Annotated in this window: 19 protein-coding genes; 9 read left to right on the top strand and 10 right to left on the bottom strand. The window is 62.0% G+C overall.

Annotated elements, in window-relative coordinates; all coding sequences use genetic code 11:
- Nucleotides 1-157 precede the first annotated feature (157 nt).
- A complete protein-coding gene (betT, locus tag ACF8E5_RS09250; protein ID WP_178091243.1) occupies nucleotides 158-2,119 on the top strand; it encodes a choline transporter BetT in 1,962 nt (653 codons plus the stop codon).
- Nucleotides 2,120-2,199: 80 nt separating this feature from the next.
- Here betT and tauD read toward each other — a convergent pair whose 3' ends face one another.
- The 4 genes from tauD to tauA are packed head-to-tail and all read right to left on the bottom strand — an operon-like array spanning nucleotide 2,200 to nucleotide 5,702.
- Nucleotides 2,200-3,033, bottom strand: coding sequence for a taurine dioxygenase (gene tauD, locus ACF8E5_RS09245; protein ID WP_326383686.1), 834 nt, complete (start codon nucleotides 3,031-3,033; stop codon nucleotides 2,200-2,202).
- A 48-nt stretch (nucleotides 3,034-3,081) separates the two neighbouring features.
- The gene (gene tauC / locus ACF8E5_RS09240) at nucleotides 3,082-3,921 is read right to left on the bottom strand and encodes a taurine ABC transporter permease TauC (protein WP_145253845.1); all 840 of its coding nucleotides are present in this window, start codon (nucleotides 3,919-3,921) and stop codon (nucleotides 3,082-3,084) included.
- The gene (gene tauB, locus ACF8E5_RS09235) at nucleotides 3,918-4,703 is read right to left on the bottom strand and encodes a taurine ABC transporter ATP-binding subunit (RefSeq protein ID WP_078477817.1); all 786 of its coding nucleotides are present in this window, start codon (nucleotides 4,701-4,703) and stop codon (nucleotides 3,918-3,920) included. Before tauB ends, tauC begins: the two co-directional genes overlap by 4 nt.
- Nucleotides 4,704-4,730: 27 nt before the next feature.
- On the bottom strand, nucleotides 4,731-5,702 hold the full coding sequence (tauA, locus tag ACF8E5_RS09230) for a taurine ABC transporter substrate-binding protein (protein ID WP_392475183.1): 972 nt from the start codon (nucleotides 5,700-5,702) through the stop codon (nucleotides 4,731-4,733).
- Between the two features lie 491 nt (nucleotides 5,703-6,193).
- On the opposite strand from tauA, the gene ACF8E5_RS09225 reads away from it, so the two are divergent.
- The 8 genes from ACF8E5_RS09225 (at nucleotide 6,194) to ACF8E5_RS09190 (ending at nucleotide 13,223) form a co-directional block, all read left to right on the top strand.
- Complete coding sequence (locus ACF8E5_RS09225) at nucleotides 6,194-7,528, top strand: OprD family porin (RefSeq protein ID WP_392475182.1); 1,335 nt, start codon at nucleotides 6,194-6,196, stop codon at nucleotides 7,526-7,528.
- A 160-nt stretch (nucleotides 7,529-7,688) separates the two neighbouring features.
- Nucleotides 7,689-8,330 carry a peroxiredoxin gene (locus ACF8E5_RS09220; RefSeq protein ID WP_100850592.1) on the top strand — a complete coding sequence of 214 codons (642 nt, stop codon included), beginning with the start codon at nucleotides 7,689-7,691 and terminating at the stop codon, nucleotides 8,328-8,330.
- A 179-nt stretch (nucleotides 8,331-8,509) separates the two neighbouring features.
- Nucleotides 8,510-9,103 carry an NADPH-dependent FMN reductase gene (gene ssuE, locus ACF8E5_RS09215; RefSeq protein WP_058637070.1) on the top strand — a complete coding sequence of 198 codons (594 nt, stop codon included), beginning with the start codon at nucleotides 8,510-8,512 and terminating at the stop codon, nucleotides 9,101-9,103.
- A gap of 84 nt (nucleotides 9,104-9,187) precedes the next feature.
- Nucleotides 9,188-10,153 (top strand): sulfonate ABC transporter substrate-binding protein, encoded by a 966-nt coding sequence (locus tag ACF8E5_RS09210; protein WP_058637071.1) that lies wholly within the window; start codon nucleotides 9,188-9,190, stop codon nucleotides 10,151-10,153.
- A gap of 57 nt (nucleotides 10,154-10,210) precedes the next feature.
- Nucleotides 10,211-11,359 carry an FMNH2-dependent alkanesulfonate monooxygenase gene (gene ssuD / locus ACF8E5_RS09205; protein ID WP_058637072.1) on the top strand — a complete coding sequence of 383 codons (1,149 nt, stop codon included), beginning with the start codon at nucleotides 10,211-10,213 and terminating at the stop codon, nucleotides 11,357-11,359.
- A 10-nt stretch (nucleotides 11,360-11,369) separates the two neighbouring features.
- Nucleotides 11,370-12,167 (top strand): aliphatic sulfonate ABC transporter permease SsuC, encoded by a 798-nt coding sequence (gene ssuC, locus ACF8E5_RS09200; protein ID WP_196126456.1) that lies wholly within the window; start codon nucleotides 11,370-11,372, stop codon nucleotides 12,165-12,167.
- A complete protein-coding gene (ssuB, locus tag ACF8E5_RS09195) occupies nucleotides 12,164-12,976 on the top strand; it encodes an aliphatic sulfonates ABC transporter ATP-binding protein (protein ID WP_078477821.1) in 813 nt (270 codons plus the stop codon). Before ssuC ends, ssuB begins: the two co-directional genes overlap by 4 nt.
- Nucleotides 12,977-13,007: 31 nt before the next feature.
- The gene (locus ACF8E5_RS09190) at nucleotides 13,008-13,223 is read left to right on the top strand and encodes a molybdopterin-binding protein (RefSeq protein WP_003255829.1); all 216 of its coding nucleotides are present in this window, start codon (nucleotides 13,008-13,010) and stop codon (nucleotides 13,221-13,223) included.
- A 48-nt stretch (nucleotides 13,224-13,271) separates the two neighbouring features.
- Here the strand turns inward: ACF8E5_RS09190 and ACF8E5_RS09185 are convergent, their stop codons facing one another.
- The 6 genes from ACF8E5_RS09185 to ACF8E5_RS09160 form a co-directional block, all read right to left on the bottom strand.
- A complete protein-coding gene (locus tag ACF8E5_RS09185; RefSeq protein ID WP_392475180.1) occupies nucleotides 13,272-15,356 on the bottom strand; it encodes a hypothetical protein in 2,085 nt (694 codons plus the stop codon).
- A complete protein-coding gene (locus tag ACF8E5_RS09180; protein WP_392475178.1) occupies nucleotides 15,353-18,778 on the bottom strand; it encodes a dermonecrotic toxin domain-containing protein in 3,426 nt (1,141 codons plus the stop codon). The genes ACF8E5_RS09185 and ACF8E5_RS09180 overlap by 4 nt, the downstream gene beginning before the upstream one ends.
- 55 nt (nucleotides 18,779-18,833) lie before the next feature.
- Nucleotides 18,834-19,469: a TetR/AcrR family transcriptional regulator gene (locus tag ACF8E5_RS09175; protein WP_196185993.1), complete on the bottom strand. Its 636-nt coding sequence runs from the start codon at nucleotides 19,467-19,469 to the stop codon at nucleotides 18,834-18,836.
- Nucleotides 19,469-21,061: a glutamate--cysteine ligase gene (gshA, locus tag ACF8E5_RS09170; protein WP_058637077.1), complete on the bottom strand. Its 1,593-nt coding sequence runs from the start codon at nucleotides 21,059-21,061 to the stop codon at nucleotides 19,469-19,471. Before gshA ends, ACF8E5_RS09175 begins: the two co-directional genes overlap by 1 nt.
- 139 nt (nucleotides 21,062-21,200) lie before the next feature.
- Nucleotides 21,201-21,584, bottom strand: a complete 384-nt coding sequence (locus ACF8E5_RS09165) for a PaaI family thioesterase (RefSeq protein WP_058637078.1) — start codon at nucleotides 21,582-21,584, stop codon at nucleotides 21,201-21,203.
- Complete coding sequence (locus ACF8E5_RS09160; protein WP_058637079.1) at nucleotides 21,584-23,908, bottom strand: Tex family protein; 2,325 nt, start codon at nucleotides 23,906-23,908, stop codon at nucleotides 21,584-21,586. The genes ACF8E5_RS09165 and ACF8E5_RS09160 overlap by 1 nt, the downstream gene beginning before the upstream one ends.
- Nucleotides 23,909-24,028 lie beyond the last annotated feature (120 nt).

The raw sequence follows: 24,028 nt of genomic DNA, 5'->3' as shown, positions 1-24,028 counted from the left end.
TTGAACGCTTGTTCAATTAAAAAAACGCTGGTCCGCTGCCGGTGTTCATCAGGAGGATTCCTTTGCTGAACCCGTTAATTATGCGTCTTTCGTCCTTTGACGAGGTGCACACGCGATGAGTGCACCGACCCCTTCGCTTGCCCCTGGCAAGATCCGCATGAACCCTCCGGTGTTCTATTTCGCGGCAAGTTTCATTCTTATCTTCGGCCTTGTGGTCATTACCAATCCGCAAAGTGCGGGCCAGTGGTTGCTGGCGGCGCAGAACTGGGCTGCCAACACGGTAGGCTGGTACTACATGCTGGCAATGACGCTGTACCTGGTCTTCGTGGTGGTCACCGCCGTATCGGGCTACGGCAAGATCAAGCTCGGTGCCGACCACGACGAACCCGAATTCAGCTACCTGTCGTGGGCGGGCATGCTGTTTGCTGCGGGGATAAGCATCACGCTGTTCTTCTTCTGCGTCTCCGAACCGCTTACCCACATGTTGCAACCACCCCAGGGTGAAGGGGGCACGGTTGAGGCGGGCCGGCAGGCAATGCAGATCCTGTTCCTGCATTGGGGCCTGCATGGTTGGGGCGTCTTTGCCTTCGTCGGCATGGCGCTGGCCTATTTCGCCTACCGGCACAATCTGCCGCTGGCCTTGCGCTCTGCGCTCTATCCGTTAATCGGCAAGCGCATCAACGGGCCTATCGGCTATGCGGTCGACGGCTTCGGCATCATCGCCACGGTGTTCGGCCTGGGGGCCGACATGGGCTTTGGCGTGCTGCACCTCAATGCCGGCCTGGATTACCTGTTCGGCATCAGCCACAGCCAGTGGGTGCAGGTGGTGCTGATCACGCTGATGATGGGCGCGGCGGTGGCCGTGGCAGTAGCCGGTGTGGAAAAAGGCGTACGGGTGATGAGCGACATCAACCTGTTCCTGGCCTGTGCGCTTTTGCTCTTCGTGCTGTTCGCAGGCCCCACCCAGCACCTGTTCAACACCCTTATCCAGAACCTGGGCGACTATTTGGGCGCCTTGCCGCGCAAGAGCTTCGATGTCTATGCCTATGGCGATAACCGTGAGTGGCTGGGCGGCTGGACGGTGTTCTACTGGGCCTGGTGGATCGCGTGGGCGCCCTTCGTGGGCTTGTTCATCGCGCGCATCTCCCGTGGGCGGACCATTCGCGAGTTCGTCTTCGGTGTGCTGCTGATTCCGCTTGGCTTCACCCTGGCGTGGATGTCGATCTTCGGCAACAGCGCACTGGACCAGGTCATCAATCACGGCATGACCGCATTGGGCCAGGCCGCGTTGGACAACCCGTCGATGAGCCTGTACCTGCTGCTGGAGACCTATCCGTGGAGCAAGGCGGTGATCGCCATGACGGTGTTCGTCAGCTTCGTGTTCTTCGTGACATCGGCAGACTCCGGTACCGTGGTGCTGTCCACGCTGTCGGCCACCGGCGGCGATGCCGACGAGGACGGCCCGAACTGGCTGCGCATCTTCTGGGGTGCCATGACGGCGCTGGTGACCAGTGCCTTGCTGTTCGCCGGCAGCATCGATTCGCTGAAGTCGGCGGTGGTGCTCACCTCGTTGCCTTTCTCGCTGATCCTGTTGTGCATGATGTGGGGGCTGCACAAGGCCTTCTACCTGGAGTCGCAGCGCCAGATCGCGCAGATGCATTCGCTGGCTCCCTTCGCCCAGTCGCGCCGAGGCCGTGGGGGTTGGCGCCAGCGCCTGAGCCAGGCCGTGCATTTCCCTTCGCGGGACGAGGTGTACCGGTTCATGGACGATGTGGTGCGCCCGGCCATCGCCGATGTGCGTGAGGTGTTCGAGCAGAAAGGGCTGGTGCTGATCACCCAGGACGACCCGAGCCATGACAACGTCAGCTTGAAAGTCGGCCATGGCGATGAGCAGCCGTTCATCTACCAGGTGCAGATGCGCGGTTACTTCACGCCCTCGTTCGCCCGTGGTGGCCTGGGTGCCCATGAGTTGAAGAACCGCCGCTATTACCGGGCGGAGGTCTACCTCAGCGAAGGCAGCCAGAATTACGACCTGGTGGGCTACAGCAAGGAGCAGATCATCAACGACATCCTCGACCAGTACGAACGGCACATGCAGTTCCTGCACCTGGTGCGCTGACCCTCCGCGCCAGACCAGCCCTGAAAAGGCGAACCACCAGGTTTGACCTTTCAGGGCTGGGGCATCGGCCATCCCTCTCGTTAATAGGGCGCATCGCCCAGGATCGTTGCCCTGTGCATCACCCGCCGGCTTGGCCGGTAGTCATCCACCGCGTAGTGCTGGGTGACGCGGTTGTCCCAGAACGCCACGTCGTTTTCCTGCCAGCGCCAGCGGATCGTGAACTCCGGCCGGGTGGCATGGGCGAAGAGCAGCTTGAGCAGCGCTTCGCTTTCCAGCTCGCTCAGCTCATTGATGCGCGTGGTAAACCCCTCGTTGACGAACAGTGCCTGGCGCCCACTCACCGGGTGCGTGCGCACCACCGGATGCGACAGCGGCGGGTTCTCGCGCCGGGTCTGCTCCCAGCGCGCCAGCTCCTGTGGCGTGGTGCCAAAGCGCTCCAGCGGAAATGACTTGGTGAAGTCGTGGGTCGCCGTCAGCCCGACCAGCATCGCCTGCAGGGGCGCTGACAATCCCTCGAAGGCTGCAATGCCACTGGCCCACAGGGTATCGCCGCCATAGGCCGGCAACTGCTTGGCACTGAGCACTGCGCCCAGGGCCGGTGTCGGTAGGAAGGTCACGTCGGTGTGCCAGACGGCGTTGTCACGGACGTCGGTGACCGCAGTATCGAGCACCAGCACCTGGGGCGTGCCGGGTACGTTGGGGTAGATGGGGTGGATATGCAGGTCGCCAAAGCGGGCGGCAAAACGCGCCTGCTGGACGGGGGCGATGGGCTGGTCGCGGAAGAACAGCACCTGGTGGCGAAGCAACGCGTGCTCGATGGCATCGCGCACCTCGTCGCTGATGTCGCGGGCAAGGTCCACGCCGCTGATCTGTGCGCCCAGCGCCGGGCTGAGTGGGGTAATGGTCAGGCTCATGTCGGTCTCTTCAGGCAGGCGCCCTGACGGGCGCACGAGCGGTAGGGGTCAGTGGCTTTGCCCGTGCCAGGGCACCAGTCGGCGTTGCAGCGCGCGCAGGCTCATCTCCAGCGCGAAAGCGATCAGCGCGATCAGCAGGATGCCCAGCACCACCACATCGGTGACCAGAAACTGCGCGGCCGACTGCACCATGAAGCCAAGGCCGCTGGTGGCGGCGATCAGTTCGGCCGCCACCAGCGTCGACCAACCGACGCCCAGGCCAATCCGAATGCCCGTCAGAATGTCGGGCAGCGCGCTTGGCAAAATCACGTGGCGAATCAGCTGGACCCTGGTCGCGCCCAGCGATTGCGCGGCCCGCAGCTTGGCAGGGTCGGTGGTGCGCACACCCGTGGCAGTGGCGATGGCGATGGGCGCGAAGATCGCCAGGTAGATGAGCAGCACCTTCGACAACTCGCCGATCCCGCACCAGATGACGATCAGCGGCAAGTAGGCGAGCGGGGGGATGGGCCGGTAGAACTCGATCAACGGGTCGAAAATGCCCCGTGCCACCCGGCTATACCCAATCGCGATCCCCACCGGAATGGCCGTGAACACCGCAGCCAGCAATGCCGTGCCGATACGCCCGAGGCTGGCGCCAAGGTGCTGCCACAGGCTGGCGTCCATGTAGCCCTGGGTAAGCAAGACCCAGGCTTTGGCCATGATGTCAGCAGGTGAGGGCAGAAACAGGGGCTCGACCCACCCGGCGGCCGTGACCAGCCACCAGGTCAACACCAGGCTGGCCAGGGTCAATGCGCTGATCCAGCGGGTGGGCAGCAGACGAGCCCCGCGGGCGGCAGGTGCTGATTGAACAGTGGGCTCACTGGCCGCTGGCATATCAAGGCTGCTCATGCGCGCTCCGGGGATTGACGGTGGGAAAAGACCCGGGCCAGCACATGCTCGCGAGCCTCGATGAAGCGTGGGTCGGACTTGATCGCCCGCGCCGACTCGCCGTTGGCGTAACGCTGGCCGAAGTCCAACTCAAGCCGCTCGACGATGCGCCCTGGGTTGGGTGCGAGCAACACCAGTTCAGTGGCGAGAAACACGGCCTCCTCAATGTCATGAGTGATCAGCAATACGGGTTTGTCGGTGCGCTGCCAGATATCCAGCAGCAGCGTCTGCATGTGCTCGCGGGTGAACGCATCCAGGGCACCGAACGGTTCATCCATCAGCAGTACGCCAGGGTCGGCTGCCAATGCACGGGCCAGGCCCACGCGCTGCTTTTGGCCGCCTGAAAGCTGCCATATGCGCCGCTCGGCGAAATCCGCAAGGTCGACCAGGGCAAGCATCTCGCGTGCCTTGGCTTCACGTGCCGCGCGTGGCACACCGGCCAGTTCCAGGCCAAAGGCGACATTGCCCAGCACGTTCTGCCAGGGCAGCAGGGCATCGTCCTGAAAGACCACGCCACGCTCGGCACCTGGCCCCTGCACAGGAACGCCGTCGAGCGTGATGCGTCCCGCGCTGGGACTGACGAATCCTGCGACCAGGTTCAGCAGCGAGGTCTTGCCACTGCCTGAGGGCCCGAGCGCCACCAGCAATTGCCGCGGCCCTAGGCTCAGAGTGATGTTGGCCAGCACCGGGCTCGCGGCACCCGGGTACTGTGCGCTGATGCGCTCCAGTTCAAGCAAGGCCATGTCAGGCTCCTGTGGTTGTCTGCAAATTCAGTGGGGGAGGTACTGGGCACTGACATAAGGGCTGTAGTCCGGCAGTACGGCCTCGACCTTGCCTTGTTGCTTGAGGAACGTGGCCGTGTCGGTCAGGGCCTGGGTAGTAGGCGTGCCCAGGGCGCTGGCCTGGTCTGCGGCCAGCGGGTAGACGTTGCCTTGCAGCAACACCGGGATGTCCGAAGGCTTGGCGCCGGACAGCTTGGCCAACTTGGCGACGTTGTCCTGGTTCGCCAGCCAGGCTTGCGGATCCTTTCGGTAATCTGCATACGCCTCTAGCGTGACCTGCGCGAAAGCCCTGACCACGTCGGGGTGCTTGGAGGCGAAGTCTTTGCGCACGATCCAGGCGTCGAAGGTGGGGGCCCCTACCTTGGCCAACTCGCCCGAGGTGATCAGCACCTTGCCGCTTTCCTTCGCCACGCCCAGCGCAGGGTCCCACACGTAGGTCGCGTCGATGTCGCCACGTTTCCATGCCGCGATGATCGCTGGCGGTGCCAGGTTCAGGATCTGCACCTTGGCAGGATCGATGTTCCAGTGCTTGAGCGCTGCCAGCAGGCTGTAGTGCCCGGTCGACAAGAAGGGTACGGCGACTTTCTTGCCCACCAGATCCTGAGGGGTCTTGATCGCGTCGCGCACCACCAGGGCTTCGCCAGCCCCGATCTGCGTGGCGATCAGAAACGTCTCGATCGGCAGCTTGCGGGTTGCGGCGGCTGCCAATGGGCTGGAGCCCAGGTAGCCGATCTGCACATCCCCACTGGCAACGGCGGTGATTACATCGGCCCCGTTGTCGAACTTGCGCCAGTCGATGCTGGCTTTGGTCGCCGCCTCATAGTCGCCATCGACTTGCGCCACCTTGGCAGGATCGACCGTTGTTTGATACGCCACCGTCAAGTCTGACGCGTGGGCTATCCAGCTGGCGCCAGCAAACGCCAGGGTACTGAGAATTCGCAGGGTGCGGTGCGGGTTCATGGTGAGCTCTCATCGGGCAAGGGATGCATGAGATAAGGCTAATTGATCTAAAAAATTAAAAATAAATAACTTTTAAGAATTAGCTTAGCGCTCATTTGGCACCCTTGGTCGATGATTGATCACGCGCAATGGCAAAGTCAGCCGACGCTGCTAGGCTGAGCCTCCCTATAGATCCAATTGGAATGAGGTTATGAGCAAACGATTGCAAATAGCCGGGGGTTATGAGAAACCCATTTGCTACAACAAAATGCAGTAATGGTTCCTTACATATTCCTTAAAAGTCTTACCGATTCACAAAACAGTCATTTTGGATTTATAGGATTGTCATTATCCTGTAGCCCAGGTTGGCGCCTTAGACCAAAGTCGCGAAACGTTTAGAAATGATTGACTAAAGGGTCACGCTTTAGGACTAAATCGCCCATCCATGGTGAGCGGGGCAATAGACCCGGCCGCCTGAGATACACAAAAATTAGAACGTAGAGGAGCAAAGCATGTACAAGTCCAGCCTGGCCATGGCCGTGGCACTGGGTGTTCTCGCCCAACAAGCAGGTGCTGCCGGTTTCGTGGAAGACAGCAAGCTGTCGGTCAGCTCGCGCACCATGTACTTCAATGGCGACAACCGTGACGGTGGCGCCGACAACCGTGAATCGGGCCAGGGCTTCAAACTGGACTACCTGTCCGGTTTCACCCAGGGCACCGTTGGTTTCGGTGTAGACGCCCAGGCCCTGTGGGGTATCCACCTCGACGGCGGCCGTGGCAAACACCCTGACAACAGCAACTTCTTCCCGAGCGACTCCGACGGCTCTGCCGTGAGCCAGTGGGCTCGCCTGGGCGCCAACGCCAAGGCCAAGTTCTCCAAGACTGAAGTCCACTACGGTAGCGCCCTGGCGCCGAACCTGCCGATCCTGGTCTCCAATGATGGCCGTCTGCTGCCGCAGACCTTCGAAGGTGGCACCATCCAGTCGAAGGAAATCGACAACCTGACCATCAACGCCGGTCAGCTGACCCACGCCATGGGCCGCGCCTCGAGCAACCGCACCGGCCTGTCGGTCAACGGCGCTTTCCGTGACAGCAACAAGTTCCGCTATGGCGGCCTGGACTACAAGCTCACCCCAGACCTGACCCTGCAGTACTACTACTCGAACCTGGAAGACTTCTACAAGCAGCACTTCCTGGGCGCTACCCACGTTTTCAAGATCGCCGACGACCAGTCGTTCAAGACTGACCTGCGCTACTTCAACAGCAGCAGCGACGGCCGCAACGGCGACTCGGGCTACACCTTCAACAACAACGGCGGCTTTGCCAAGACACCTGGCGAGGTCGACAACAAGACCTGGTCGGCGATGTTCACCTACACCCTGGGTGGTCACTCGCTCATGCTCGGTCACCAGCGCGTCAACGACGACGGCGGTTTCGTCTGGTTGAACCAGGGTAGCGTGCGCAAGGACGGTTCGCGTTCCTCGCTCGAAGGCGCCGGCGGCGCCAGCTTCTACCTGTTCACCGACAGCATGATCAACCAGTTCGCCAAGGCCGGTGAGAACACTACCTTCGGTCAATACGCCTACGACTTCGCGCGCCTCGGCGTACCGGGCCTGAAGGCCTCGGTTTCCTACCTCAAGGGTGAAGACGGCAAGAACGCCAGCGGCAATGGCCACTTCAGCGAGTGGGAGCGTGACGCCCGGATCGACTACGTCATCCAGGAAGGCACGTTCAAAGGCCTGGGTGCGAGCCTGCGCCACGGTGTTTACCGCGGCACCGGTGAAAGCTCGGTGGCCGATCTGGACCAGACCCGTTTCATCGTGAACTACACTTACAACTTCCTGTAAGCCGTAGCCACATGAAGAGCCTCGCTTGATGCGAGGCTTTTTTGTGAGCGAAAATTGTTATGCATAAAAAGCATTAACAAAGCTTTATTTATTCTTTTTAAGGTTGATGAAATTCAGGCACATTCATTCCACAGGCACCCCAGCACAGGAGCTGCATCCCATGAGCCTCAAACTCGGCGATATCGCCCCGGATTTCGAACAGGATTCCAGCGAAGGCAAAATCCATTTTCACCAATGGCTGGGCGACAGCTGGGGCGTGCTGTTCTCGCACCCTGCCGACTTCACCCCGGTGTGCACCACCGAATTGGGGCTCACGGCCAAGCTCAAGGATGAATTTGCCAAGCGCGGGGTCAAGGCCATTGCACTGTCGGTCGACCCGGTGGACTCGCATCACCGTTGGATCGAAGACATCAACGAAACCCAGCAGACCGTGGTCAATTTCCCGATCCTCGCCGATGCCGACCGCAAGGTGTCGGACCTGTACGACCTGATCCACCCAAACGCCAGCGATACCCTGACCGTACGCTCACTGTTCGTCATCGACCCGAACAAGAAGGTTCGCCTGACGATTACCTACCCCGCCAGTACCGGGCGAAACTTCAACGAGATTTTGCGGGTAATCGACTCGCTGCAACTGACCGATTCGCACAAGGTAGCCACCCCAGGCAACTGGCAGGACGGTGACGATGTGGTGATCGTTCCTTCGCTCAAGGACGAAGAAGAGATCCGGCAACGATTTCCAAAAGGCTACACGGCGGTCAAACCCTATTTGCGTCTGACGCCTCAACCGAACCGAGCGTAAGTACTGTGTTGCATAACGCTTAGCCAAGCAGGGATTTTCGGGCCGTTTCGACGGCCCTTTTTTTTGACCTAAATTAGCTTGAAAATATCTAAATCGAATAAACAAAGAATTAAATATGATTTATAGATATATAAGGAAACTGCTAATGTCATTCCACCGTAACCCAAGGAAGCGCAGCAATGCTGGTCGTATCAATCGGTGGTAGCCCAAGTCCTCGTTCACGCTCAGGCGTGCTGCTCGAACGTTCGCGGCAGTGGCTCGAGCACCGTGGCGTTGAAGTCGTCACCTTGCAGGTGCGCGACTTTCCTGCCGAAGACCTGTTGCATGCCCGCTTCGAAAGCCCACACGTGCAGCACTTCCAACAGTTGGTGGCCCAGGCCGATGGCCTGATCGTTGCCACACCGGTGTACAAGGCGTCGTTCGCCGGCGCGCTGAAAACCCTGCTTGACCTGCTGCCCGAGCGCGCACTGGCCAACCGGGTCGTGCTGCCCATCGCCACTGGGGGCAGCATCGCCCACATGCTGGCCGTGGATTACGCCCTCAAGCCCGTACTGTCGGCTCTCAAGGCCCAGGAGACCCTGCAAGGGATCTTTGCCGATGACAGCCAGATCGCCTATGCCGAAGGCAGTAAGCCGGCCCAGCTGGCGCCTGCCCTCGAAGAACGGCTGCACGACTCGCTGGAAACCTTCCACCTGGCCCTGGCCAGGCGCCCGCGCCCGGTCGCACCCGGCGTGCTCAATGATCGCCTGATCAGTGCTCGCTGGAGCATCTGACCCGGCAAACCCGCTGTATCACCTTACTCGCCCGTCAACGAGGCAAGCAGGTGCAACCCGAACCCCATCGCACAGGAGAGCGCCATGCGCACAATCTTCTTGCGTCGTGGTCTGGTCGCCCTGTTTGCGGCGGCTGTGTCCCTCGGCGCCATTACCCAGGCACAGGCTGAAACCCTGCGCATCGGTTATCAGAAATACGGCACCCTGGTGCTGCTCAAGGCCAAGGGCACGTTGGAAAAGCGTCTGGCCGAGCAAGGCGTGCAGGTGCAGTGGACCGAGTTTCCCGGTGGTCCCCAGCTGCTTGAAGGGCTGAACGTCGGGTCTGTCGATTTCGGTGTGACCGGCGAAACGCCTCCGGTATTCGCACAGGCCGCCGGGGCCGACTTGCTGTACGTGGCCTACGAGCCACCCGCGCCCCACAGTGAGGCCATCCTGGTGCCCAAGGACTCGCCGATCCAGTCGGTGCAGGCACTCAAGGGCAAGAAGGTCGCCCTCAACAAAGGCTCCAACGTCCATTACCTGCTTGTGCGGGCGCTCGAAGATGCAGGCCTGAAGTACACCGATATTCAACCGGTCTACCTGCCCCCGGCCGATGCGCGCGCAGCGTTCGAGCGTGGCAGTGTCGATGCCTGGGTCATCTGGGACCCGTACCAGGCCGCCGCCGAGCAGCAGCTGCAAGCCCGCACCCTGCGTGACGGCCAGGGCCTGGTCGACAACCATCAGTTCTACCTGGCCACGCGCAGTTATGCGAATCAGCACCCGGCCGTCATCAATACCGTCATCGATCAGGTACGTGCGGTCGGTGAGTGGTCGCAGGCCAACCCGCAGGAAGTCACCGACCAGGTCGCCCCGCTGCTCGGGCTCGCGCCGGACATCACCCTGACGTCCGTCAAGCGCCAAGGCTACGGCGCAGCGCCCTTGACGTCGGACGTCGTGGTGGCCCAGCAGAAAATCGCAGACACCTTTCAGACGCTCAAGCTGATACCCAAGCCGCTGCGCATCAAGGACGTGATCTGGACACCCCCGGCCAAGGTTGCCAGTGCGCCTTGATTGATCTGTCCGTGCCGGGCGTTCCCCGGCTCAGCTACCCCTTAGGAGACAACTCCAATGAGCCTCAACATCTTCTGGTTCCTCCCCACGCACGGTGATGGCAAATACCTGGGCACCGCGCAAGGCGCCCGGGCGGTGGACCATGGCTACCTGCAGCAGATTGCCCAGGCGGCGGACCGCCTCGGGTTCGGCGGCGTGCTGATACCCACCGGGCGTTCCTGCGAGGATTCCTGGCTGGTGGCCGCGTCCCTGATCCCTGTTACCGAACGCCTGAAGTTCCTGGTGGCCCTGCGCCCTGGAATCATCTCGCCGACGGTCGCCGCGCGGCAGGCCGCCACGCTCGATCGCCTGTCCAATGGCCGGGCGCTGTTCAACCTGGTAACCGGTGGCGATCCGGACGAGCTGGCCGGTGACGGCCTGCACCTCAATCATCAGGAGCGCTACGAAGCGTCTGTCGAATTCACCCGCATCTGGCGCAAGGTGCTTGAAGGCGAAGAAGTCGATTACGACGGTAAACACATCCAGGTCAAAGGCGCCAAGCTGCTGTACCCACCCATCCAGCAGCCTCGTCCACCGTTGTATTTCGGTGGTTCCTCCGAAGCCGCCCAAGACCTGGCTGCAGAGCAGGTCGAGCTGTACCTGACCTGGGGCGAGCCGCCCAGCGCGGTGGCTGAAAAGATCGCCCAGGTGCGTGATAAGGCAGCTGCCCAGGGCCGCGAAGTGCGGTTTGGCATTCGCCTTCATGTGATCGTGCGTGAGACCAATGCGCAAGCATGGGAAGCGGCTGAAAAACTCATATCCCATTTGGACGACGACACCATCGCTCGCGCCCAGGCGTCGCTCGCCCGTTTCGACTCGGTAGGGCAGCAGCGCATGGCCGCGCTGCACAATGGCCGCCGCGACAAGCTTGAAGTCAGCCCTAACCTGTGGGCGGGGGTAGGTCTGGTTCGCGGAGGTGCAGGCACTGCGCTGGTGGGCGATGGCCCGACCGTCGCCGCGCGGGTCAAGGAATATGCCGCCCTGGGCATCGACACCTTCATCTTCTCTGGCTACCCGCACCTTGAAGAGTCATACCGGGTGGCCGAACTGTTGTTCCCGCATCTGGACGTACAACGGCCTCAGCCTGCGACCAGCGGCGGCTACGTGAGCCCGTTCGGCGAGATGGTTGCCAACGACATCCTGCCCAAGTCCGTGGCCCAGCGATGAGGGGCATTGTATGAGTCGGAAAACCTCGAATACCGTGATAGAGCGCTTGGCGCCCTGGGCGCTGCCGGTACTGCTGCTAGCCGCGTGGCAACTGGCGGTCAGCGCGGGCTGGCTGTCGACCCGCATTCTGCCAGCGCCCAGCGCCGTGCTGACAGCCGGCGTCGACCTGGTACGCAGCGGAGAAATCTGGACGCACCTGGCCATCAGCGGCTGGCGTGCCGGGCTGGGCTTTCTGATCGGTGGCAGCATCGGCCTGGTGCTGGGCTTCATCACGGGGCTGTCCAACTGGGGCGAGCGCCTGCTCGACAGTTCAGTGCAGATGATCCGTAACGTGCCGCACCTGGCACTGATTCCGCTGGTGATCCTGTGGTTCGGTATTGATGAGTCGGCGAAGATCTTTCTGGTCGCGCTGGGCACGCTGTTCCCTATCTACCTGAACACCTACCACGGCATCCGCAACGTCGACCCAGCACTGGTCGAAATGGCCCGTAGCTACGGCTTGTCTGGTTTCAGCCTGTTCCGTCAGGTGATTCTGCCGGGTGCGCTGCCTTCGATTCTGGTGGGTGTGCGCTTTGCCCTGGGCTTCATGTGGCTGACCCTGATCGTTGCCGAAACCATCTCGGCCAATGCCGGCATCGGTTACCTGGCCATGAACGCCCGTGAGTTCCTGCAAACCGATGTGGTGGTGCTGGCCATCGTCCTCTACGCCGTGCTGGGCAAGCTTGCAGACCTGGCCGCCCGCGGCCTTGAACGTATATGGCTGCGCTGGCACCCGGCCTATCAGGTGGCAAGGAAGGAGGCCGTATGACCATTCTGAACGACTCGCCACAACGCCTGCTGCGCGGTATCCCGCTGGCTTCCAGCAGCCTGCGCAAGGCGTTTGGCCCGCGCGAAGTATTGAAGGGCCTCGACCTGAACATCCCGGCTGGCCAGTTCGTCGCCATCGTAGGGCGCAGCGGCTGCGGCAAAAGCACGCTGCTGCGCTTGCTGGCCGGGCTCGACCAGCCCACTGCCGGGCAGCTGCTGGCCGGTGCGGCGCCGCTGGAAGAGGCTCGAGAAGAAACCCGCTTGATGTTCCAAGACGCCCGCCTGTTACCGTGGAAAAGGGTCATCGATAACGTTGGCCTGGGTCTCAAAGGAGACTGGCAGCCCCGTGCCTTGCAGGCACTGGAAGCAGTAGGCCTGGCCGATCGCGCCCATGAATGGCCTGCAGCGTTGTCCGGTGGGCAGAAGCAGCGCGTGGCCCTGGCCCGTGCGCTTATCCACCAGCCGCGCCTGCTGTTGCTTGATGAGCCGCTCGGCGCGCTGGATGCCCTGACCCGCATCGAAATGCAGCAACTGATCGAGCGCCTGTGGCGCCAGCATGGCTTCACCGTGTTGCTGGTGACGCATGATGTGAGCGAGGCGGTCGCCGTGGCCGACCGGGTGATTCTGATCGAAGAAGGCGAGGTGGGCCTGGACCTTGCCGTCGACCTGCCTCGGCCCCGTGCACGTGGCTCCCATCGCCTGGCCGCGCTGGAAAGCGAGGTCCTGCAACGTGTTCTGTCGGCGCCGGGCACAGCCCCCGAACCTGACCCTGTAGCCCCTTTGCCCACGCAACTGCGCTGGGCGCTCTGAACCCACTGAAGCCCTTAGAAGGAATTACCCCATGACCATCAAAGCCATCAACGTTCGTAACCAGTTCAAAGGCACTGTGAAAGAAATTCTGGAAGGCCCGGTATTGTCGGAAATCGACGTGCAGACTGCTTCCGGTATCGTCACCTCGGTGATCACTACCCGCTCGGTGCGTGAACTGGAGCTGCAGGTTGGCAGCGAAGTGATCGCCTTCGTTAAATCCACCGAAGTGTCCATCGCCAAGCTGTAAGGCAAGTGGCACCCGGGCTGTCAGGCAGCCCGGGTGATGGAGCATTTGTCAGTCAGCCGGGCGCAGGCTGCCGAACAGTTTGTTGGCCTGAGCCTCGGTCATGGCCGCGCGCCACGCCCCTTCCCCCAGGTCCCGTTCGCTGGCCAGTTTCAGGTGGCCTGCTTCAAGTCGAGTGAAGCCGCTTGAGGGTTTGTGCCGGAAGTGGAAGTGCGCATACCACAGCGGCTGCCCGCTGGCCCGATCCACTATGCGGTATTCCTCAAGGTACTCCATCGGGTTGCCTTTGCGGTCCCGTTTCGGGTTCAGCGTGCGCGACCAGCCAAGCTCTACCTCCTGCTGCTCCACCAGGTATTCCAGGTAAGCCACCGTCGGTTTACTGCTTGCTTTGCTCTGGGCTATGCGCAGTTGCCGGCCCAGGGCATGCATCTCTGCTGCAGCGGTGTCCAGTTGCTGGATCAGCGCCAGGTGGCTGGCGTTTAACGAAGTACCCGCCTTGCGCCGGATGCTCTCGCCCAGAAAACGCAGCTGCTGGGCGTGGCCTTCGGCGATGTCTTCCAGGTCTACCGGGAGAGTTTGTGGTTTCCGATACTGGTGCAGCTTGGCCCGTTGCTGATCGATGGCGGCCAGACGGGCACTGGCGGTTTCAAGCAGCGAGGAGAGGGGGGGCGTCGGCATCTGGGGCTCGTTTGCTACCTGTTGCCATTTGCCGTTTTCGCTTTTGGCGTAAACGGTGTGCGGCTGTTCGGAATTGGGCTGGTTGATACGCATGCGCGCCTGGCCGCGCTCGACGAACTCGTTACCGATCAACGGCCCCTCCACCGTCTCGAACAAGCGTGGGCGGCTCGCGCCCCGCGGGGGGTGGTCGGTAGAAGGGCGGGCTGAGCTGGCCTTGGCGAGGTTGGCATCGATTTCGTCGATCAACTCCCGCATGAGTTGACGAAACGACAAGGTTTCTGCTGGTGCCAGCAAGTCCGTGAAGTTGTCTTCCCATGCCGTCAGGTGGTTCAGGTAGCGCACATAGCGGCTTCTGGCGTGGCTGAGGAACGTGCGTTCCTGGGCCCGGCTGAGGCGCGCTTGCGGCAGCTGAACCTGGCTGTACAGCGTGCTGCGCAGAGCAACCCCCTGTTCATGGAAGTGGGTCATGAAGGCCCCCATATGCGGGTGTTCTACCGCGCTTGCCTCGAAAAGGGTGACCGACAGAATCGACGCCCTGACCACGCGGATGTTGCTCAGGTCCAGCACCAGGCCGGTCTGCTGGGCACGGGCCATGTATGTGCTCAGGGTATTGCCTTGCAAGGCCCTGCGCCGTACCTGATGGCTGGTTGCCAGGCGCTCGGCCTCCATCAGCGTCAGCACCATCTCTCTATTTGCCGCCAACGTATTCTGGGTCAGGCGCTTGGCCACCGACGTGGGTACGGTAGATTCAGCTAATGCCTGAACGGCGCTGTACGCCAGCTTGATCTGGTCGGTGGCGAAGGTAAAGCGTGCTGAAACCAGGTGCATGTCCAGCACCGCCATTTCAACAATGTTTTCCTCGCACAGGGTCTTGAAGCGTACGTAATCTGCCCGAGCCAGCGTGGCACGTTGCTCCCGCAGGCGCGCCACGGCCTGCTCATTGAACGCGATGTTGCCCTGAACTTCTTCAGCCAGTTGCGTGCGTGCATTGATGTAGGCAGCTCTTTGCCCGTCAGTGGGCTGCGTACCTTCGGCCACAGCCTCCACTGCCGCGCGGTAGGCCGCCTGCTTCTGCGCCAAACGGGACCGGCAGCGTACGAGTTCGTCGTTGATGTCGTGTGCCAATTCCAGCCCTGTAAGGCGCCTGGGCTGGGCGCGCATTGCTCTGCGCCAATAGGCAACACCGTGATTGAGCAGTGTGGTGAGTGCACCGCCGCCTCCGCGCAGGGCGCTGTCCACCAGCAGGCCACTGAGGCGGCCAGGCGTTTCCCAAACACCGTGCTCGCTGAGGCGTACAGGTTGACGATAGCTGCGCATACCGTGGGGTTTCAGCCTCCAGGTCAGGTAAGCGGCGTCCCATTCAACCGCGTACCAGGCGGCATTGCGCGTGATGTATGTTTGCCGCGTTGCCGTATGCTCGAACACGCCAGCGCCCTGGGGAAGGCTGGAGCGCTTCATCGGGCCGATGGGCAGGTCCGTTTCATAGCCGCCGAAGGCACTGTGGACGGTTGGGGTGTTCCGCTCACCTGCCGCAGGGGTTGCAGGCGCTGGCGTTGCTGGGCCAATAGCCGCGCTGTGATAGCAGGCTTGCCAATAGCTGCACCCGTTGGGGCCATGGTCAGTACAGCATCGCTGAGCGACTGCAATAGGCTGACGAGGTGCATCAGGCCTTCTTCCAGGTTGCGTTGTTCGAAAGCAGTGACCGCAGCAGTAGCCGCCTGCCAGCCATCGAAAAGTGCAAGGCCGGTACCCACGCCTGGCAATACCCCCAGTACCATTCGCAGCCCCATGAAGAAGTAATGGTCAAATACCTGTGGCGCAGCGAGGGCCACATCGGCCTGGCTGCGAGAGGTGTTACGATGGGTGCGAATGAGCGCCCCCATGCCTTGACGAGCTTCATAGGTAGGCAAGGATTCGGGACGCGCAATGCCTATGCCGATAAACCCGTGAAATCCTGACTTCAGTGCGGCGTCGATGTATCGCTCATGCTCATCCGGATCACCGCTCAAGGTTTGCTCAGCCAGGTAGCGGGCCATGGCTTTGTCCAAGGCCATGCTTTGCAGCGCTTGGCATGCCGCATCGCTGTCTGAGTACTGGCTGACGACCTTGCCATTGGGCGCATCCGGCATATAGAGCAACACAGGGCTTGTCTGGCCCTGCACCAGCGCGATGCCGGACAAAGCGACGCTGTCGCTCGAACCATCTGCTGCTACTCCTGGCTTCAACTCCAGCGAGTGGTAGGCAAGGGTCCTGGCTGCGCCTGCAGCCACCTGTTCGTTGTAAAACGTTTCAAGCATGCGTTGGCCGCTGGCATCCAGGCTGGCAGGGCGGCTTAGCAGCAGAAGCTTCAAGCGATGTTCGTAAGGCGCACGCAGGGTTTCCTGACGCCAAGCGACCTGCCAGGGCGTTTCGTGCTCCAAGCCCAGGTAGGCTTGAACGATGTGTGTCTCGAAGCGGCCCGCGGCATCCAGTTCGGTGACCAGTGCGGCAATGCGCGCCGGCGTAAGCCGCGCGGCCAGGTAAGGGTTGGCAGGTTCGAACTTGACGGTGGCATTGCCCAGGCGCAAGCGGCGATGTTCATCGAGCGCCACCATGATGAATGTTTCAAGGGGCACATCGCTGCGGGCCGTGCTGAATATGGGCACATCCCGCGCTCCGGCACCACCGGCGGCCGATTGGCCCGTGACCACTTTGCTGATGGTGACACTGTCAGCGATGTCGAGGGTGATCTGCCCGGCATCCTGCACACCGAATTCGGTTTGCAAGTAGTCCTTGAGCAGTTGGCGGGCAAATTGGTCGCGCGGCTGCAGACTTGAAGCGAGAAGGCTTGCAGAGGTGTGCAGTGACGCTTGCAGTGTTTCGATCTGGGCAGCCACTGCGGCGATCTGTTGTGCATCGAGATGGCTCAATCGGGGCAGGTTTTGTTGAAAATGGCTGCTGCGGTTTTTCTCGGCGAATCGCGCAAAGGCTGTCAACCTGGCGAGATGTTCACTGATGCACAGCCGCTGACGCGCTTGTTCGCATGACGTGTCGGCTGGCAGAGCCGCAGCGATGGCGTCAACGCAGTGCAACATAAAGTGCCCATCGACGGGCGGATGCTCGAATGCAAAGGTGGGCGTGTTGCTCAGCCTAGCGTGCAGCGGCACGCCATCGCTGGCGTGGGCCGCCTCCAGCAGTGCATCAGGCCATGCACCGTCGAGTGTAGCCAGCAGGCTGCGTTCAAGTGCCGGTTCGTCCGCGAACATCAGCAGCCCGCCACGTTGGCCTGGGCGGTACAGCAGCAGGCTTGGGTCATGCGCTTGGCCTGTCTCAGCCGGCAGCTCACGCACTGTTATGTAACCGCTCAATACCCAGCGCTGACCGGCGCTGGTCACTGCCAAGGCGCGAACCTGTACAGGCCTTTGCAGGCTTGGCTCAGGCCTGTCCACAAGGTGTTCCACCCAGCCAAGATGGGTAGCTGTCAACTCGCCCAGCGTGTGTTGCAGCCGTGCTTCGGCCAGCAATGCCTTGCATAGCCACTCTGCAATCTGTGTGCGCCTGGGGATGTCGCCCGCCGGCTGTTGCAGCATGACGCTACTCACGGGCTCTGGCAGGGCGAGTAGGTAGGTGTCCAGCGTGCTCTTCAACAGGTCCTGCGCCACCTGTTGTTCGCGCAGCAGTGTCACTTTGGCCGAAGTCGGTGCAATGTCGCCTTTCAGGTAACCCTCCAGCAGGGCTTCCTGCTGTTCGACACGCTGCTGGCGCCAAGCGATGGGCAGGTGCTGCTCCAGGCAGGCGAAGTGCACCTCCTGCGCAGCCATGGCGGCGTCGTCGGCACATACCTGAGCGATTTGTGCCGCCAGGTTCTCAGGCAGAGCCCCTGCCACGATGGCGTTTCGCTTATTCTCCCATGCCTGCAGGTCTGTCCAGTCCAGTGGGTCAATGGCGTGGGTTTGGCACGCCTGCAGCAGGTGGTGGTCGATGAGGCCCTCTTGCTGCGCCAGCGTTTCTGCCATTAGAGCGCTGAATCCATCGCCGTGTAGCGGCGTGATGAGTACATTGTCGCTGCTGCCCAGGGTGATGGGCCATCGCGGGTCCGACCAAAAGATATGACGGTTCTCGAATACCCAAGTGCGCAGGTGCTGCAGGTCATTGAAAGGCACAGTGCAGGTCGTGAGTCCTGGGATGTACAGCAACCAGCCGGTGGCTTCTGGTTCGGGCTCTACAACTATCGCCGCAACACTATTAAGCGTTGGCGCGCCGGTGGGCTGCCATTGCAGTTGAGCAAAGCTTGGTGTGGCTCGCCTTGCAGTCAGCCAGGCAGTGATTTCCAGCTTTCCCAGTCCGTAAGCAATGTCCAGGCTGCGCTCGAAATGCTCGCGCAGCAGGGTGCTTGCGTGGCTTTGGCGTGATACGGCAGTACCCGGCATGCGGGCAGCCCAGTAACCATTGGTAGCCCGCAGCCTAGCGGTGCTTGCCAGCGGCCCAAGGTAACGTATCCAGTCAGCGGCGTTCAGCTGAGCCTGAGCACTGCCCTGTGCAAAGCCCCACGTTGTCCAGCTGGCAAACGGGCGGGTGAACGCTGGGTTCGTCAGCAGGCGGGCTGCGAATGAAAGCAAGGTGATCTGCCTGGTCTCATCACGCAGCCCGCAATGGGTTGGGTCTATCCGTAACTGAGCCTGCAGCGTATCGAGCAATGTCTGACGCAGGCTGGGCGCCTGACCGAACAGTGCTCTGAGCTGCGTGGTGCAGGCTGTCAAGGCCGGCTGTGCGGCGACCAGCAAATTACCTTTGCCGGCCAGACGTTCGGGTACGGCGGTCAGGGACGAGGCGGAGAACGTCTTGATAAGTTCCGACTGGGCGGGAGTGGTGGGCATGGTGATGTCCCAATGGGTCGGCATGTGGTGCCCCCATTGAAAGCATCGCGATGGTTCAGCCGGTGGTAGATGTATAGGTTCAGCTCGCCTTGCGCGGTGGCAGGAAGGGCGGCAGATAGAGGGACATATAGGCTTCGAACACACGCATGCCTTCTTCGGCCATGCGTGGGGTGATCTGGTCGAACAACTGCATCGACCGGGCATAGACCCGGTCGCTCAGCTCCATGGCCAGGGCGAACACGTGTACATCGTCTGGCAGGCTCGGCAACTGGAAGTGCCGGTCGAACAGGCGGTGCATCAGTTCGCCCAGTTCCATATCGTGCCGGCGGTCGGCCTGCACCACTTCACTGAGCCCATGCTGGGCCAGAATCAGCTGCCTGGCCGCGGCGTCCTGATGATAGATGTCCAGCATGCGCTGTTCGATCAGCCGGGACAGCTGGTGCCAAGTGGTGAGCGCGCTGCTATCGATGGGCGCGCTGAGGGCTTCGCGAAATGCCTGGTGAACGTCAGCAGTCAGGGCTTCGAGCAGCGCAGGCACGCTGGCGAAGAAGTGGTAGACCGACGACGGCGGGATTTGCGCGCGCTCGGCCACGCTGTAGATCGACAGGCCAGCCACCCCGCCCTCTGCCAGGAGCTCGCGGGCAGCTGCCAGGATCGCTTCGATCCGGGCCTGGCTGCTGGCGCGTGGCTTGCGCGCTGAGGTGTTGCGGGTCATCAGTTGCTGATTGCCAGGATACTGGCCTGGTAGGCGCCCACGAAGGTGTCGAACTCGCCCACTTCTTCCTGTTCCATCTGGGATTGCTTGGCCAGGGACTCGCGCGCCTGTGTTTCGAAGGCCTGCTGCTGGTCGGGGCTCAGGGGCTGCTCGCGCAGTGTCTGGGCGTGGAGACGACTTTGCCGCAGCGAGAACGCGATGAAACTCTCGTCATGCTCGGTCATGCGCGCCAACACCTGGGCCGATGGGGTCAGCTCAGGGTCGTCGACTTTCGCCTGCTGGGCTTGCAGGGCCTGCACGTGATCATCTCCGCCCTGGGCCTGGTCGAGCAGGTTGGCCAATTGACCGATCTGAGCAATCAACTCGCTGGCCCAGTCTTTGAGAGGTACAGGCTGCCCATCACGCTGCAACTTCAGGCCTGGACGCCGGCCTTCTTTGACCACGCTCAGGAAATTGCTGGTGCACTGGCTGCATTCGTTGTTGTTGAGCTGCGGGCTGTCGTCCAGCGCGCAGAACAGCAGAAACGCATCGAGAAAGCGTGCCTCGGTGAGGTCGATGCCCACCGGCAGGAGCGGGTTGATGTCCAGGCAGCGCACCTCCACGTACTGCACCCCGCGCGAGGTAAGCGCCTGGATTGGGCGCTCGCCTGAGTAGGTCACCCGCTTGGGACGGATGTTGGAGTAGTACTCGTTCTCGATTTGCAGAATGTTGGTGTTCAGCTGTACCCACTCGCCATCGACATGGGTGCCAACCTCCACATAGGGTGGGTACGGCGTGCCCACCGCCTTGCGCAGGCTGTCGGTATAGCTGGCCAGGTTGTTGTAGCAGGGCGTCAGGCCCGCCTGGGCATTGCTCTGGTAGCCCAGGTCGCTCATGCGCAGGCTAGTGGCGTAGGGCAGGTAGAGGGTTTCGCCATCGAGCTCTTCGAGCTGATGGGCGCGACCCCGCAGAAAGCCCTTGTCCAAGGCGGGCGAGGCGCCGAACAGGTACATGAGCAGCCAGCTGTAGCGACGGAAATTGCGGATCAAGGCAATGTAGGCGGCCGATTGGTAATCCCGTTCGTTCTCAGTGCTGCCTTCGGCTTCGCGCAGCAATGGCCACAGGGCCTCGGGCAGCGAGAAGTTGTAATGGATGCCGGCGATGCACTGCATGGTGCGGCCGTAGCGCAGGGCCAGGCCCTTGCGATAGACATGCTTGAGCTTGCCGATGTTGGAGGTGCCGTACTCGGCGATGGGGATATCTTCTTCAGCCGGCAGCGAACACGGCATCGACGGGCTCCACAGGTACTCATCGCTAAGCTTGGTATAGACGAACCTGTGAATCTGCTCGAGGTTTTCCAGCACCGCAGCGGCGTCAGGCAGCGCGGGGGTGATGAATTCAAGCAGTGATTCGGAATAATCGGTGGTGATCTGTTCGTTGGTCAGCGCCGCGCCTAGTGCTTCAGGGTGCGGTGTCTGGGCCAGACGGCCACTGTCTGTCACGCGCAGGCATTCGCGCTCAATGCCGTGCAGACACTGCTTGAGCAAGGGGAGATTGGCGCCGAGCAAGCTCAGGCGGCGGTTGAGGAGTGTGCTCAAGATGTATTCCTTCACGCGTCAGTCGCCCCAATATGGGGGTAGAGAGGACGGTCTACAAGGGTAGGTGGAAGGGAACGGGCGTTGTCGCCTGGTTTACCGCGGCCCCAGCAGTGCGCGCGCACTGCCGAAATTACCGCAGATAGTGCTTTGTGAGCTAGAGAGCGACGAAGGTTCCTTGCGCCTTGGCCACCAGCTTGTCGCCCTGAACTACGTCAGCGTCGACCACCAGCGTGCGCTTCCCTGCGTGCAATACCCGAGCGGTGCATAGCACCTCGCCATCGCTGACGGCGCGCAGGTAGTTGATCTTGCATTCGAGGGTGACGCTCTGCTGCTCGAAGCCGTGGCTGGACGAGCAGGCCAGCCCCATGGCGATGTCCACCAGGCTGAAGATTGCCCCGCCATGAAGCTTCTGGCCCCGGTTGCGCAGGTGCGGCGCCACCGCCAGGCTTACCTCGGCAACGCCCGCTTCCAGGCGTTGCAGGCTGCAGCCCAGCAGTTGGCTGAAGGCGCTTTGTACGTACTCCGGCGCCACGTCCATCACTTCTTCTTCAACTGCTTGGCGTTGGCGAACAGGGCAGCCATGGCGTTGTTGGCCGGCGCTGCAGTGGCGGTCTCGCGCTGACGGGGCGCCGGTTGCTGACGGCCACCCCCCTGGCCACGTCCGCCACCCCGGTTGCCTTCGACCTTTTCGCCCGGCGTGTCGCTCATGCGCATGGACAGGCCAACACGCTTGCGCGGAATGTCCACTTCCATGACCTTGACCTTGACCACATCGCCAGCCTTGACCGCTTCGCGTGGGTCCTTGACGAACTTTTCCGACAGCGCCGAGATGTGCACCAGCCCATCCTGATGCACGCCGATATCCACGAACGCGCCGAAATTGGTGACGTTGGTCACTACGCCTTCCAGGATCATCCCAGGCTCCAGGTCCTTGAGGTCCTCGACCCCGTCCTGGAAGGTGGCCGTCTTGAACTCCGGGCGCGGGTCGCGGCCAGGCTTGTCCAGTTCCTGCAGGATGTCGGTCACCGTGGGCAGGCCAAAGGTTTCGTCGGTGAACTTCTTCGGGTCCAGGCGCTTGAGGAAACTGCTGTCCCCGATCAGCGAGCGGATGTCCCGGTCGGTATTGGCAGCGATGCGCTGCACCAGCGGGTAAGCCTCGGGGTGCACGGCAGAGGCGTCCAGCGGGTTGTCGCCGTTCATCACGCGCAAGAAGCCTGCGGCCTGCTCGAAGGTCTTCTCACCCAGCCGGCTGACCTTCTTCAAGGCCGCACGGGTGGCAAACGGGCCGTTGGCATCACGGTGGGCCACGATGTTCTGTGCCAGGGTCGTGTTCAAGCCCGAAATACGCGTGAGCAGGGCGACCGACGCGGTGTTCACGTCCACGCCGACGGCGTTCACGCAATCCTCGACGACGGCGTCGAGGCCGCGTGCGAGCTTCACTTGCGAGACATCGTGCTGGTACTGGCCCACGCCGATGGACTTGGGATCGATCTTGACCAGCTCGGCCAGTGGATCCTGTAGGCGACGTGCAATTGAGACCGCGCCACGGATCGATACATCCAGGTCGGGGAATTCCCGAGCCGCCAGCTCCGATGCCGAGTACACCGAGGCGCCGGCTTCGGAGACCATGACCTTGGTGATCTTCAGGGCAGGGTACTGCTTGACCAGGTCAGCCACCAGCTTGTCGCTCTCGCGGCTGGCGGTGCCATTGCCGATAGCGATGAGCTCGACCGAATGCTTGGCGCACAGCGCAGCCATCACCGAAAGCGTGCGGTCCCATTCGTTTCTGGGTGCATGGGGATACACAGTGGTGTAGTCGAGCAGCTTGCCAGTGGCATCGACCACGGCGATCTTGCAGCCTGTGCGCAGGCCAGGGTCGAAGCCCAGTGTGGCGCGCGGACCAGCAGGCGCTGCCAGCAGCAGATCATGCAGGTTGTGGGCGAAGACGTTGATTGCCTCACCCTCGGCATTGTCGCGCAGTTCCCCGAACAGGTCGGTCTCCAGGTGGGTGTAGAGCTTGACCTTCCAGGTCCAGCGCACCACTTCGCCTAGCCATTTATCGGCCACGCGGCCGCGGTTCTCGATGCCGACGTGCTCACCGATCATCAATTCGCACGGGTGCAGGGTACCCGGCAGCTCTTCGCCCACTTTCAGCGAGGCGCTGAGCACGCCTTCGTTGCGCCCGCGGAAGATCGCCAGCGCGCGGTGCGACGGCGCGCTGCGCAGCAGCTCGTCATGGGCGAAGTAGTCGCGGAACTTGGCGCCTTCTTCTTCCTTGCCGGGCACCACGCGCGCGCTGAGCACCGCCTCCTGCTTGAGGAAGCTGCGCAGTTTGTCGAGCAGGGCTGCATCTTCGGCGAAACGCTCCATGAGGATGTATTTGGCTCCCTCCAGCGCAGCCTTGACGTCTGCCACGCCCTTGTCGGCGCTGACAAAGCGCGCCGCTTCGCTTTCCGGGGCCAGGGACGGGTCGGCGAACAGGCTGTCGGCCAGCTCGCCCAAGCCAGCTTCCAGGGCGATCTGGCCCTTGGTGCGGCGCTTTTGCTTGTAGGGCAGGTAGAGGTCTTCGAGGCGCGTCTTGGTGTCGGCCAGCTTGATCTCGCGCGCCAGTTCCGGCGTCAGCTTGCCTTGCTCCTCGATGCTGGCAAGGATGCTGATGCGGCGCTCGTCGAGTTCGCGCAAGTAGCGCAGGCGCTCTTCCAGGTGGCGCAGCTGGGTGTCGTCCAGGCTGCCGGTCACCTCTTTGCGGTAACGGGCGATGAAAGGCACGGTAGAGCCTTCGTCCAACAGGCCCACGGCCGCCTCGACCTGTTGTGGGCGTACGCCCAGTTCCTCGGCGATACGGCTGTTGATGCTGTCCATGTAAACCACCTGACGTTCTTGAATACGGAGTCGCCGGTGGGCCTTTCGCCCGGCGGCGCTGGATGAAAGCGGCGCATTATACCCATCGCAAACGGCTTGCGGTGATGGCCTGGCGCCAGT

The organism is Pseudomonas sp. WSY_20, from assembly GCF_043104335.1.
Lineage (GTDB): Bacteria > Pseudomonadota > Gammaproteobacteria > Pseudomonadales > Pseudomonadaceae > Aquipseudomonas > Aquipseudomonas parafulva_B.
The sequence above is the reverse complement of the archived record's forward strand: the minus strand, read 5'-3'. Positions and strand labels throughout refer to the sequence as shown.

Coding starts and splice junctions, on each gene's coding strand:
- ACF8E5_RS09190 (WP_003255829.1), top strand. CDS start 13,008: ATGACCATCAAAGCCATCAACGTTCGTAACCAGTTCAAAGGCACTGTG.
- ACF8E5_RS09180 (WP_392475178.1), bottom strand. CDS start 18,778: ATGCCGACCCATTGGGACATCACCATGCCCACCACTCCCGCCCAGTCG.
- ssuC (WP_196126456.1), top strand. CDS start 11,370: ATGAGTCGGAAAACCTCGAATACCGTGATAGAGCGCTTGGCGCCCTGG.
- ACF8E5_RS09175 (WP_196185993.1), bottom strand. CDS start 19,469: ATGACCCGCAACACCTCAGCGCGCAAGCCACGCGCCAGCAGCCAGGCC.
- tauC (WP_145253845.1), bottom strand. CDS start 3,921: ATGAGCAGCCTTGATATGCCAGCGGCCAGTGAGCCCACTGTTCAATCA.
- ssuB (WP_078477821.1), top strand. CDS start 12,164: ATGACCATTCTGAACGACTCGCCACAACGCCTGCTGCGCGGTATCCCG.
- ssuE (WP_058637070.1), top strand. CDS start 8,510: ATGCTGGTCGTATCAATCGGTGGTAGCCCAAGTCCTCGTTCACGCTCA.
- ACF8E5_RS09220 (WP_100850592.1), top strand. CDS start 7,689: ATGAGCCTCAAACTCGGCGATATCGCCCCGGATTTCGAACAGGATTCC.
- ACF8E5_RS09210 (WP_058637071.1), top strand. CDS start 9,188: ATGCGCACAATCTTCTTGCGTCGTGGTCTGGTCGCCCTGTTTGCGGCG.
- ACF8E5_RS09225 (WP_392475182.1), top strand. CDS start 6,194: ATGTACAAGTCCAGCCTGGCCATGGCCGTGGCACTGGGTGTTCTCGCC.
- ACF8E5_RS09160 (WP_058637079.1), bottom strand. CDS start 23,908: ATGGACAGCATCAACAGCCGTATCGCCGAGGAACTGGGCGTACGCCCA.
- tauD (WP_326383686.1), bottom strand. CDS start 3,033: ATGAGCCTGACCATTACCCCACTCAGCCCGGCGCTGGGCGCACAGATC.
- betT (WP_178091243.1), top strand. CDS start 158: ATGAACCCTCCGGTGTTCTATTTCGCGGCAAGTTTCATTCTTATCTTC.
- ssuD (WP_058637072.1), top strand. CDS start 10,211: ATGAGCCTCAACATCTTCTGGTTCCTCCCCACGCACGGTGATGGCAAA.
- tauB (WP_078477817.1), bottom strand. CDS start 4,703: ATGGCCTTGCTTGAACTGGAGCGCATCAGCGCACAGTACCCGGGTGCC.
- ACF8E5_RS09165 (WP_058637078.1), bottom strand. CDS start 21,584: ATGGACGTGGCGCCGGAGTACGTACAAAGCGCCTTCAGCCAACTGCTG.
- ACF8E5_RS09185 (WP_392475180.1), bottom strand. CDS start 15,356: ATGAAGCGCTCCAGCCTTCCCCAGGGCGCTGGCGTGTTCGAGCATACG.
- tauA (WP_392475183.1), bottom strand. CDS start 5,702: ATGAACCCGCACCGCACCCTGCGAATTCTCAGTACCCTGGCGTTTGCT.